This window comes from Butyrivibrio sp. MB2005, assembly GCF_000424285.1.
GTDB lineage: Bacteria > Bacillota > Clostridia > Lachnospirales > Lachnospiraceae > Butyrivibrio.
Map to the genome: position 1 here is coordinate 20,557 of NZ_AUJP01000016.1, position 12,989 is coordinate 33,545.

Genomic DNA, 12,989 nt, shown 5'->3' on the forward strand with positions numbered 1-12,989 from the left:
ATGAAGCCCAAATTTCAAGCATCACGCAGGCTGCTGTAGCCTTCCACATTCAGAGAAAAATCGCTTCTGTCCAGTGAAAAGTTCGGATTGTAATAAGGATCTCCCAAATCCAGAACCTCTTTCCACTTTGATTTGAAATGATCTGACTCCTTTGCATATCTCTTGGCGTTTTCACCTGCAAGATCAAGTCCCCTGGATGCAGATTCGTAATGATACATCTCAGCGAAAGGTGTAAATATGTTAAGGTAACCCTTTTGACGTAATTTAAGACAAAAATCTACGTCATTAAGTGATACTTCAAATGACTCATCAAATCCGCCAACCTCATCATACTTTTCTCTCGAAACCATGAGGCATGCACCTGTAACGGCGGATACGTCCTGGGCGTAGCAAAGTCTTCCCATATAACCCAGGTTCATACCTTCCTGCTTGTAATGGCAATGACCTGCTGTTCTGTGAACACCAAGCCTGAGCACTATTCCTGCGTGCTGGATCTTCCTGTTGGGGAAGTAAAGCTTGCCGCCTACTGCACCGACATCTGCTCTCTGAGCATACATCAAAAGCTCTTCCATCCAGTTAACAGTGATGACCTGTGTGTCATTATTAAGAAGAAGGATATAATCTCCTGTAGACTGCTTAACACCATAGTTAACTACTGCAGAATAATTAAAGGGCGGTCTTGAGCCGTCAGGATTAAGATTATTCTTATCTTCGAAATAATCAACAATTTTAACAACAGAGCTCATGGCGCTGTTCTTAATATCGTCATAATAAGCCTTTATCTCTTTGGACTTACTGCCATTCTCAACAACAATTATCTCATAATTATCATAGGTTGACTTCTCATATATTGATGTAAGGCAGCGCTTTAAATCCTCCAGATGCTCGCAGGTAGGAATAACAATCGATATCTTTGGTGTTCCTTCCACCTCGTAGGCAATTTTGAAGATAGTCTCAAAGGCTCTGGTACTGGTGATTTTGAAATGTTCATAGCCATGGCGTCTCAAATGATCCGCTACAGCTCCTCTTGCCGCATCAATGGCATAGCTTTTAGCACTAATATCAGATGCTACGCTACCGGCATGAGATCTCCAGTAATAAAGAAGCATGGGAACATGTACGATATTCTCAGCATTATCAGTAAGTCTGAGAATCATGTCATGATCCTGGCTACCGTCAAACTTGGATCTGAAAAGCTCTGTTCCATCAAGAAGAGATCTCTTAAATACACTAAAATGACAAATGTAATTATTTGCTCTCAGGTTATCCGGAGCATAGTCCGGTTTAAAGTGCATAGTAATCATGTGGTCTATGCTCTTTCCGGAAAAAGTAGCCTCATCGCAATAGATATAATCTGCATTTTTCTCATTTATTGCTTTTACGTAGTAATATAAAACCTCCGGATGAAGAATATCATCATGATCAAGAAGTCCTATGTATTCACCGTTTGCAAGCTTAAGGCACTCATTGGTATTGCCTGAAATACCTGTATTTTTCTCAAGTCTGTGGTATACGATACCGGTATTATCAACTTTTCCAAGCTTATTTCTTGGATCCTGCTGATATTCCTTTATTATGGTCTCCACATAGCCGTGCTCTGAATCGGAGCCATCAGCCAGGCAAAGCTGCCAGTTCACGTAAGTCTGATCAAGAACAGACTCGATCATATCCCTAAGGAAATTCTCCGGCGTATTGTAAAGCGGAACAAGGATGCTTATGAGTGGCATTTTTTCGAAGATCTCGTTTCTCTCGGCATTTATCCTTGCTTCATCAGGAAAACTCTCAGTACCGTAATGTACCTTGGCTTTTCTCTCAATCTGCTTGTATTTAACCTTGGCGATAACACCGCCGATGGAACCGGCATTTTTCAGACGGTCCTTCTGTCTGATCACAAAATGCATGGCACTTCTGGCAGGTTTGCTGGCTTTCCAGATAGGATTGCCTTTAATCCTGTTAAGCTTAAATTCAAGCTCCTGATTTTTATCCTCAAGATCAGCTACCTTCTGCGCAAGATCGGCGCTTTTAAGCTTTTCTTTCTCGTATGCGGTTTTATAGTCAAATTCGTTATTCTCTGTCATTACACTTTCACCTTAAGTAGATTAGGAACCCAGTTGATCAGCTTAAGTCTGCCTGTCATATCCATGGCAACCATACCCAGCTGGTAATATCCGGGCTTAAGCTTTCCCTTTGCTATCCTTACCTTGTAGCCGGTAAGGTCAACATCTATCTGATCCTGAAGTCTTAGCTTTATATCAGGTCTGTACCAGGTATAAACCGGCGTGCTGTAAACCATAGAAGATACGGGTCTTGCACCCTCAGCGGTAACCTCTACCTGTCTTAGTACCAGTCTTCTGTCAAAAAATGCATTATCTGAGCCGATTACGAAGCAGTAGCCCTTGATAAAGTAACCGCTTTCCACATCGCTCTCGCGGATTCCATACATCCAGTTATCCATAGTCCCTGCATACTCAACACCAAGGCGCAGGCATGCATCCTCACGCACCTCAGGATAACCACCTTCATGCTCTTTTATCGCATGATAAGGAATATCCAGTACAGGAAGGAAATCCTCGCATGGAATTATGGCACTTATAGTCTCATCATCAGTGAGATATCTGCTATAGAAGGGATCCTTGTTGTAAAAACCGGGATGTCTCTTCATCAGAATGTCGTATTCTTTTGAAAGGCGTTCCATCTTCTTCATATCAAGGGTATCAAGGCCGCGACTTAGCGACTCGTGATGATACAGACTTATATGATTGCAGCATACATTGTAGTATCCGCGCTGATGAACACTATAGCACAGATCAACATCATTAAAAGCTACCGGGAGCTCCTCCGGAAAACCGCCGACTTCGTTAAACTTTTCTCTGCTGAGCATAAGGCAAGCGCCTGTTGCTCCCATGAGATTATGTATACCCCTGTTAAAACCAAAATAATGGGACTTCTGATCATGCATTCTCTGCAACTTATGAACAGGGCCAAGTCTTACATTGGTAATACCTGCATGCTGAATAAGATCGGTATCCGGATAAAGAAGCTTTGCCCCTACAACTCCCACATGACGAAGCTGTGCCTGAGAGAGCATCTCTCTCATCCATCCATCCTGGGTTGCCTCGATGTCATCGTTCAAAAAGAGCAGATAATCACCACCGGACCTTGCCGCGCCTCTGTTACACATATGCGAGAAGTTGAATTCTTCAACTTTATACAGATATGTAATATTTGTTAAACCGTTAATTCTGCTTACAGAATTAATATAAGATCCATATCTTACACGGTTATACGCACTACTTCCGTTATCAACCACCACTATTTCATATTTGATATTTTTCTCATGGGTGGTAGAAACTATTGATTTAAGGCACTGCAGCAGAATGTCAGGATGATCCTTGGTGGGGATTATTATACTGACCGTTGCAGGCTTAATAAGCATATGTCTTGAATTATGAAAGCCTCTGCCATAGAACACGTCAGTATCTGCATTTCTATGGAAAAGAATCTCGTCAATGTGCCCTATAGGGAACTCCATGCCATTTCTCTTACCAAAGGCTCTCTCCTCTATGGCAAGCATACAAAACAGCACATCGGCAGAAAGCATACTGGCTTCTCTGCCCACAGCTTCCGGAGAATTCTTTTTTACTCCTGAGGTTCCGCCCAGCATTTTAAGGGCATTATCATATTCCTTAATAGCCGATTCATAGGTATTTGCTCTGCAGGCAAACACACTTCCAATATAAAAAGCATTAAGATAAGTATCAGGTGACCAGTCGGGCTTGAAATAGGGACGTCCGTATTTGCCGTGACCAACCATTTCATCCTCATCACCGTAAACTACGTTGATTTCAGGATGAGCCTGGAAATAATTACGAATGTTATCAATAGCATGTCCCGCAAGCTTTCCCTTAGGACTTACAAAAATCAGAATTTTCTCCGCAGTTGCCGAAGGGTCAGACTCCCTCCATACACTGGTGTACGAAACAACCTCAGTAACAAGCTGCAAACGGCCTGTAACCTCAGCTGCCGCACCGGTGGGTACGGACATAGGGCGTTTTTCCCTCTTATGCTCCCAGATGTTGTAAGCGTTTTTACACTCCTTAACTTTACTCTGGTAGTCACTTTTTCTTTTGCTTATTAGAACTTTTTTGGCAACTTCCTTGAGCATTAATTCCCAGCCTGTCGGCTCCCCTTACTACTTTTTGTCATGCATCCTCAAATCAAAAACTAAGTTCAAGATGCGGTGCAATAAATTACTGCATCAATCCTTTGAAAAAATCTTCCTCTTGATCTTACCGAAGAATTCTTCTTTCTCCCCCTGGCTCTCTTCCGCCGGTACTCTCAGTGAATCCTCAAGAGCAACGGCTGTTTCTTTTGGAATAAGAGTCATCATCATTGTTACCTTGAGATGATTCTCTCTCTTTTTCTCAATCTTACTGTCAGCGAAACCAAATTCAATATTCGGATCATCTGTACCAAAGACTATACTGTCCTCAGAAATCCAGGATCCGTTTGGATGAATCGAAATATGGAGATCGCCTTCTTCAAGAGATACCCCATTCCAAAGCACCTGCTTCAAAGTAACAATGCAGGATGCAAAAGCAGGATCAATTCTGATGTTTCCTACCTGATCGTTACACTCCACATCAATGGTCACTGTATTGTGATCATCATAGGTCTCCTCAGGGAAAATGGAATCATCTTCGCTGTATCCATCACCTTCATCCACATAAATCTGAATCTCTTCAGCACTTCTGGCTGCGTCCACGCTACCTGCAAGTTCCTTGGGAACAATGGCGTTTCTGCCAATCATCTTCCACATCTCTACCTGAGACTTGCGTCTTCCGGTAACATATTTCTGGAACTCAGCCTCTTCACTAAGAAGATTCTTTATATCATCATCTGTAAGGCCAAGTGTCTCATATAAAGCCTTAACATCAAGCTTATCCCTGCTTCTGTCTTCAAGCTTGTAGCTGTAGAGCGCCCTGAAGGCTATCTCTTTTGCAGGAATACACTTACCATAGGTCCACTCATAATCTATGATTGTCCAAATAGGACCATTTACAAGGATATTTGGGAAAATCAGGTCGTAATCGGTAACCGGATAATCCTCTCTGTATCCTATTCTCCTCAAATATTCGCGGAATAAAGCATTAAATGAATCCATATCATCAGATTCAAGACATGCATCAAAAAGAGCTGTCAGCGGGATTCCGTTCACATAGGAAAACATTGCACATCTGCTCTTTTCATCAAGCTGGCAGTCATTAACTTCAAGATCGCCGCCTCTGTACTTCTCGCGAAGGCCGTAATAAGCATCCTGCATTCCAAAAACATGCTCTATAGCAGCCTCGTTAAGGGGGTGCTTCTTAATAAGCTTACGTCCAAGCTTATCTACGACGATATCCGTTCTGATCTTGAACTCTTCTGCGCGGTCATTTGAATATTTACAATATACCGTGTCAAATCCTGGTCCTAAGATTACCTCGAAGGAATTAGCAAAATCCGGATACATTCCATCATGGATAAGACACTCATAGGCTCTCTTTTCATTGAAAAGAATAAGTCTGTCTCTATCGTAATTTCGTACATTATCCTGCAATTCTCCGTATTGCGGCAGATGATCATCAGAATGAAGCGATGTCATAAGCTTATAATCCGGATAAGGATAATAGAAGTGATAGTCATTCATACCACATTTCTTAAAAATCCTGATAAGACCATTTCTTGTGAAGGTCCTTGCTACCGCATCCTTGGAGTAGCCTTCGATTCCTGAGAAATATGTTCCAAGATGATCCTCCTGGGCACCTGCAAAATACTTAAGACCGGTTCTGTTTTCAATAGCAATAACGATTCGGCCGTTCTTCTTAAGGTGCTTTTTAAGCATAAGCAGGAAGTTCTCATAGGGACTGTCTGTGCCGATATATCCCTGACCATATTCAAACACGCCAATAAGGAAAATAAAATCAAAATCTCCCGGAAGGTCCGGCTCTATATCCCTGAAATTGCCTACATGAATAGTGACATTATCGCATTCACTGTTTCTGGTAGCGTTGATCTCACTTCTGCGTCTTGAAAGATCGCAGGCAATTACTTCACTTGCCTTTTCAGAGAGCATTCCTGTGATAGCACCGCATCCTGCACCGACTTCAAGTACCTTTTCATTACCCTTCATCGGAATCCATTCAACAATATTACTTCTGAGCTCAGATAAATGATAAAGAATAGGCCAGCTTGCCTTTTTCTCAATTATCGCAGGATATTCTTCCTTTTTGTGCTTGCGAACAATATCAAAAATCTCATTCTCAATAGGACCATCACTGTAAAGATCAAGTCCTGCGTAATGCTTGTAATTTAGTTTTACATTCCCAATTAAAACTTCTTCCTGCATCTTTTAATCCCTTTTTGCATCCGTTACACTTACCTCGGATTCCATATCAAAGAATCCTACGGTGTTTTTGTCTGATACCACTGTAATATTGAGCGCATCATACAGACGATGATACACTACAAAATCATCCTGCTCAAATCCGGTAACTCCGAAGGATACCAGATATTCTCCCCCCTGCAGGCGCATTCTCTGTTTAAAGACAATCTCCTTCTCATCTCCTGCCTTAACAGGCTCTAGGAAAGACTTCTCTACCATAGAATTCGTGCCTGTAATCTCGATACCAAGAATGTTTTTGAAGGTAAAAGCAAATATAGGAGCATTTACATCCTGTAAAAACTTAACCTTCATGTGAATCTCGAACTCTGACCCCTTTAAAACAGAATTCGTTCTGATTCCCTTGGAATCAAGAGCATAAAACTCAGTAATCTGGGCTGCGTTATTGCCATATTCCAAAAGGTTAGGATTCTCAGCCTTCTCAGCAGCCTCTCTGATATCTTCATCGTCGAGAAGTGACTTAAAATCATTCTCGGGAAGCGGGTACTGTCCCACCAGAACCTGCTTATAGATATCAATCATTTTCTTGGGTGTTCCTTCGCCAAGGATCACGCCTTTATTTAACAGAACAGCCCTGTCGCAATATCTGCTTATGGTTGAAAGATCATGGGATACGAAAAGTATGGTCTTTCCCTGTTCTTTAAATTCTTCAAACTTGTGGTAGCACTTTGCCTGGAAGAAAACATCTCCAACAGAAAGTGCCTCGTCTACGATCAGTATCTCAGGATCGATATTTATGGCAACAGCAAATGCCAATCTTACAAACATACCACTGGAGTAGGTCTTAACCGGCTGATAAACGTAATCACCGATATCTGCAAATTCAAGAATCGCATCAAGACGCTTATCAATCTCCTCCTCGGAAAAACCTATCATCATTCCGTTAAGGTAGATATTGTCAATTCCGTTGTACTCCATATTAAAGCCCGCTCCAAGCTCAAGCAGTGCTGAAATATGACCATTTACCTGTACGTCACCGGATGTGGGTGAAAGAACTCCTGTAATGATCTTAAGAATTGTGGACTTTCCGGAGCCGTTGGTTCCGATAATTCCTATAGTCTCGCCGCGCTTTACCTCAAGGTTCACATGATTAAGAGCAAGATGCTCTGTGTAACCCTGCCCCTTCATGAGGCCAAGTGCATCCTTAAGCCTGTCAGAATTCTTATTATATAATTTATACATTTTTGTAAGGTCAGTGACCTTAATCGCTATATCCTTATCCATAAAACTCTTTCTGATAGTCTTAAAGTAATCTGTTACAGAACATCTGCAAAATGCGTTTTGGTACGCTTAAACACAAGTGAGCCTATACCAAAAATAAGTGCAACCACTATCCAAAAATAAGTGCTTGAGTAGAAATGCTCAAAAAACCACTCATCTCCGTAAACCGCATTCCTGTACCCATTAACAATATAGGTCATGGGATTGAGCTTAATGATCCACTTAAGTCTGTCGGGAAGCATATTTATATCCCACAAAATAGGTGTAGCCCACTGACCGACCTGAAGAACGATTGCAAGAATCTGGGTAAGATCCCTGAAAAATACCACAACCGAGCAGGTGGTATAACAAATGGACAGCACCAGAATGAATTCACAGATTGCGTAATAAAAAATCTGAAGCGTATAAATCGTAGGATGATATCCATACAAAATAGCCACAACCATCATTACGCCTGCAAAAAATACATGTATAAAAAGTGCAGCAATTATCTTGATAAGAGGCAGAATACTAATCTTGAAAAGAACCTTCTTAACAAGGTAGTTGTATTCAAGAAGAGATGTAGTTCCGTTCATAAGAGCTTCATTGAAGAAAAACCACGGAACAAGACCTGTTGTCAGGAAAAGGACATAGGGAACCTCTACTCCTCCTGCAACCATCTGTGATCTGGTATTAAAAATACGATCAAACACAAAGAAATACATCAAAACAGTGACCACCGGCTGAACCAGTGCCCACACAACGCCCATATAAGAGCCGGCATATCTTTTTTTGAAATCGTTGACAGAAAGTCGCCATATAAGGCGCCTGGAATTATATAGCTCCACAGGAAGAACCATGAGCTTGTCATACCAGGCTGTAATCAAAACCATTGACAGTATAAGCAGTACACAGGCACAGATTTTCTTAAGAAGCTCTGTTCTCTGATCTGCCAGTGGATTAAAGTGGAATACTATAATCAGCATCAAAGCAATTGCTATGGTATAGTACACTCCAAGTACCACAGTCTTAGGCAGCTTACTTAATACAGGCAATCTGTCTATTTGCTTTTCTGCCATTATTCTACTCCACGTTCCTTTTTATAATCAGCAAGTGTGCCCCACTTGGGATCCTTCTCAGACATGATAAGCTCTGACTCATCCTCGTAAGGCCACTCAATTCCTATCTCAGGATCACTAAAGAGGATTCCGCCCTCATCATCGGGATGATAAAAATCGGAGCATTTATATACAAACTCTGCATAATCAGAAAGCACCAGGAAACCATGTGCAAATCCCTTAGGAATGAAAAACTGCTTCTTGTTCTCTGCAGAAAGTCTTACGCCGAACCACTTTCCGAAGGTCTTTGAACCCTCTCTTAAGTCAACGGCAACATCAAAAACCTCACCGTTTACTACTCTTACAAGCTTATCCTGTGGAAAGTTCTTCTGGAAATGAAGGCCTCTGAGAACACCTTTTTTGGATGCTGACTGGTTGTCCTGAACAAACTCAACATCTATTCCAGCCTCTGTGAAATCTCTTTTGGAATAGGTCTCCATGAAATAGCCTCTGCTATCACCGAAAACCTGAGGTGTAATAACCTTAAGCCCCTCTATTTCACATGTCTCAACAGTAATCTTTCCCATTTTTATCTATCCTCTCAAATTCAATTACTTTTTTCTGCAGCTTCGTCAGCTTTTGTATCTTCTGTGGTCTCTTCCGATTCCTCTACAGAATCTTCTGCCGCAGAATCCGATGCTCCTGATGAAGGTCTGTCTCTGGTGATATCCTCGGGTCTTGCCTCGATCCTGTCATCACCTGTAACCTCATTATTCATCGGTTCATAAAAATCTGTTGATCCTGTAGATGTTCCCTTGTCTGCATTGGCAGGAACGGGGACGTTATCCACAACCACAACAACTGACGGGCGCTGCTCATTTTTATCAAAAAACTTATCAGATTTAAGGAAGCCTTTAAGATCATCACCAATCTGTTCACCTGATGATGCGATCTCGGACTCACCTATGATTTCGTCTTCCGGGATCTCCTCCTCTACAGTGCTGGCAAATTCATCTGCGCCAATAAGCGCAGCAATCCGCTCCCTGTTAGCGGCGTAGACAACAACGCCAACAAGGACAACTGTAGTTATAATCGCCAGAATTGACAATCGATAAGCTTTAGAGTCCATTTGCTACCTCAACAAGATATTTACCATAATCAGTCTTCATAAGGGGCTCAGCAAGTTTAAGGAGCTGCTCCTTAGTAATAAAGCCTCTCTTATAAGCTATCTCTTCGATACAGGATACATAAAGTCCCTGTCTCTTCTGGAATGCACATACGAAATCAGCAGCGTCAAGAAGAGAATCATGGTTACCTGTATCAAGCCAAGCAAAGCCTCGGCCCATAGTCTCAACTCTGAGAGTTCCGCGGCGAAGATACTCGTTATTAACACTTGTGATCTCGATCTCGCCTCTTGCGGAAGGCTTAACATTCTTAGCTATATCAATTACATCATTGTCATAGAAATAAAGTCCGGGAACTGCGTAGTTGCTCTTGGGATGCTCGGGCTTCTCCTCGATGGAAAGTGCCTTACCATTCTCATCAAACTCAACAACGCCGTATTCTCTGGGATCACGAACATAGTAACCAAAGATTGTAGCTCCCTTTTCTCTTGAAGCAACCTCTCTAAGGAGCTTACTGAAGCTCTGACCATAGAAAATATTGTCGCCAAGTACAAGAGCAACACTGTCACTACCGATGAAGCTCTCACCGATGATGAATGCATCAGCAAGACCTCTGGGCTCCTCCTGAATAGCATATGAAAAGCTCATTCCAAGCTGCTCACCTGTTCCGAAAAGATCCTCGAATATAGGCAGATCTCTGGGTGTAGAGATAATAAGAACCTCTCTGATACCCGCAAGCATAAGTGTAGAAAGCGGATAATAGATCATGGGCTTGTCATAAACCGGCATAATCTGCTTTGAAATCGCTCTTGTAAGAGGATAAAGTCTTGTTCCTGAGCCACCTGCCAAAATAATTCCCTTCATGGGCATAAACCTCCAAAATAAAAATAAAACTAAAATAATCGCAACAATTATATCATAAATTAGTGCTTTTCCGCACTATGGCGGACTTATTTGTAATGCAATTTATTACTTATCGTTTTTACGAACCTCGTCTATGATAAACGGAGGACGTTTTCTTGACTCCTCAAGGACTCTCCAGATATATTCACCCAGGATTCCAAGGGTCAGCATAATGATACCTGATGCAAAAAGAATTACGCACATAAGTGACGCATATCCCATAATAGGTGTTCCAACTGTAAGCTTCTCATAGATAGCGCCAATAATTCCAATAAAAGCAAGAATAGCAAACAATACGCCGCACATACTCATAACTCTGATAGGAAAATATGAAAAGCTCATCATGGAATCCATAACCAGCTTAAACTTCTTAGCAAAGGTCCAGCGTGATTTTCCAACAGTTCTGTCTTTTCTGTGGAAATAAACCTTGGCTGATTTAAAGCCAATCCACATTACCTGAAGTGTCAGTGATGAGTTCTTCTCATCAAGCATCTCGATAACTTCGATTGCCTGTCTGTCAAGAAGATAGCAATCGCAGCCTCCCTGGGGCATATCCTTGTTGATGGTCTTCCTTACAAGCCAGTAATACATGCCTGCAAAGAACTTCTTCATGGCACCCTCATCTCTCTCAGCTCTGATGGCAAGTACTACCTTGTAGCCTTCCTTCCACTTCTCAAAGAGCTCAAGAATAAGTGTGCTGTCCTCCTGAAGGTCAGCCTGCTTGGTAACTGCGCAGTCACCTGTGCACACAGAAAGGCCTGCCAAAATAGCCGCATGCTCACCAAAATTCCTTGAAAGTCTGGTGCAGACAACGTTCTCATCCTTCTCGGCAATCTTGTTCATTACCTCCCAGGAATTATCTCCTGAACCGTCATCCACAAAGACGATCTCATATTCAGGAAGCTTATGGAGGATTTTCTCCTTCATGTCATCATAAAGCATTTCCAGTGTATCTGAGTTGTAATACACAGGAACTACTATTGACAATTTGCTCATAAAATTTATCTCTCCTATAACGCAAAAATAGAATTCCTCCTCGGAATTCTGTTTTTAACACGTAAGGGGCTAATAGGGATTAACCTAAAAGCCCCATGTTATCACTTAATTATCAAAGCTTGTCGCTGTACATGCTATCGTAATACTTCTGATAGTCACCGCTTGTTACATGCTCCATCCAGTCCTCATGCGCAAAGAACCACTTAATGGTCTTTCTGATACCTTCCTTGAACATGGTCTCAGGCTCCCAGCCGATCTCAGCCTTGATCTTGTCAGGTGCGATCGCATAACGACGATCGTGTCCCTTTCTGTCCTCAACATAAGTGATGAGGTCATAAGTAAGCTTCTCTTTTCTGGGATCTGAATCATCAAGAGACTCTCTGAGTACATCGATTATTGTCTGAACGATCTCGATGTTCTGCTTCTCATTGTGTCCGCCAATGTTGTAAGTCTCAAAAAGTCTGCCCTGCTCCTGAACCATATCAATTGCCTTGGCATGATCTTCAACATAGAGCCAGTCACGAACATTCTTACCATCACCGTAAACAGGAAGCTGCTTGCCCTCAAGTGCATTGTGGATCATAAGAGGTATAAGCTTCTCAGGGAACTGGTAAGGTCCGTAGTTGTTAGAGCAGTTTGTAATATTTGCAGGGAACTTATATGTATCCATATAAGCCTTAACAAGCATATCTGAGCTTGCTTTACTTGCTGAGTAAGGGCTATGAGGATCATAAGGTGTTGTCTCATAGAAATATGCGTTGGGATCCTCAGGAAGTGAGCCGTATACTTCATCAGTACTTACATGAAGGAATTTCTTGCCTTCCTTGAAGCTGCCATCAGGGAGCTCCCATGCCTTCTTAGCTGCATTAAGCATTGTAGCTGTACCAAGTACGTTGGTCTCAACGAAGATCTCAGGATTGACGATAGATCTGTCAACATGACTCTCAGCCGCAAAATGAACAACGCGGTCGATGTCGTTCTCCTCGAAGATCTTATTTATAGCATCTCTGTCACAGATATTTGCCTTAACAAAGGTGTAGTTGTCTCTCTCCTCCACATCCTTGAGGTTCTCAAGGTTACCTGCGTATGTAAGTGCATCCACATTGATAATGCGGATCTCATTATCATACTTTTTAAACATGTAGTGAATGTAGTTTGAACCGATGAATCCGGCACCGCCTGTTACAAGATAAGTTCTCATTATTTAACTCCTATTATTAAAAAATTTATAATTATTAGGCTCATAAAATTATAACCGCAATGCAC

General features: G+C 41.9%; 10 protein-coding genes. All 10 read right to left on the reverse strand.

Annotation, left to right across the window (positions count from 1 at the left end; genetic code table 11):
* Positions 1–14: 14 nt before the first annotated feature.
* On the reverse strand, positions 15–2,078 hold the full coding sequence (locus G610_RS0109505) for a glycosyltransferase family 2 protein (protein WP_026524587.1): 2,064 nt from the start codon (positions 2,076–2,078) through the stop codon (positions 15–17).
* The gene (locus tag G610_RS0109510) at positions 2,078–4,045 is read right to left on the reverse strand and encodes a glycosyltransferase family 2 protein (RefSeq protein WP_196809831.1); all 1,968 of its coding nucleotides are present in this window, start codon (positions 4,043–4,045) and stop codon (positions 2,078–2,080) included. The genes G610_RS0109505 and G610_RS0109510 overlap by 1 nt, the downstream gene beginning before the upstream one ends.
* Positions 4,046–4,258: 213 nt before the next feature.
* On the reverse strand, positions 4,259–6,388 hold the full coding sequence (locus G610_RS22675) for a class I SAM-dependent methyltransferase (RefSeq protein WP_081667348.1): 2,130 nt from the start codon (positions 6,386–6,388) through the stop codon (positions 4,259–4,261).
* 3 nt (positions 6,389–6,391) lie between these two features.
* Complete coding sequence (locus G610_RS0109520) at positions 6,392–7,666, reverse strand: ABC transporter ATP-binding protein (RefSeq protein WP_026524589.1); 1,275 nt, start codon at positions 7,664–7,666, stop codon at positions 6,392–6,394.
* Between the two features lie 32 nt (positions 7,667–7,698).
* A complete protein-coding gene (locus G610_RS0109525; protein ID WP_081667351.1) occupies positions 7,699–8,721 on the reverse strand; it encodes an ABC transporter permease in 1,023 nt (340 codons plus the stop codon).
* Complete coding sequence (gene rfbC, locus G610_RS0109530) at positions 8,721–9,287, reverse strand: dTDP-4-dehydrorhamnose 3,5-epimerase (protein WP_026524591.1); 567 nt, start codon at positions 9,285–9,287, stop codon at positions 8,721–8,723. The genes G610_RS0109525 and rfbC overlap by 1 nt, the downstream gene beginning before the upstream one ends.
* 20 nt (positions 9,288–9,307) lie before the next feature.
* Complete coding sequence (locus tag G610_RS0109535; RefSeq protein WP_026524592.1) at positions 9,308–9,829, reverse strand: hypothetical protein; 522 nt, start codon at positions 9,827–9,829, stop codon at positions 9,308–9,310.
* The gene (rfbA, locus tag G610_RS0109540) at positions 9,819–10,688 is read right to left on the reverse strand and encodes a glucose-1-phosphate thymidylyltransferase RfbA (RefSeq protein ID WP_026524593.1); all 870 of its coding nucleotides are present in this window, start codon (positions 10,686–10,688) and stop codon (positions 9,819–9,821) included. Before rfbA ends, G610_RS0109535 begins: the two co-directional genes overlap by 11 nt.
* Before the next feature lie 105 nt (positions 10,689–10,793).
* Entirely contained in the window at positions 10,794–11,723 is a 930-nt protein-coding gene (locus G610_RS0109545; protein WP_026524594.1) for a glycosyltransferase family 2 protein, read from the reverse strand.
* Positions 11,724–11,835: 112 nt separating this feature from the next.
* Positions 11,836–12,924, reverse strand: a complete 1,089-nt coding sequence (gene rfbB, locus G610_RS0109550) for a dTDP-glucose 4,6-dehydratase (protein WP_026524595.1) — start codon at positions 12,922–12,924, stop codon at positions 11,836–11,838.
* Positions 12,925–12,989: the final 65 nt, after the last annotated feature.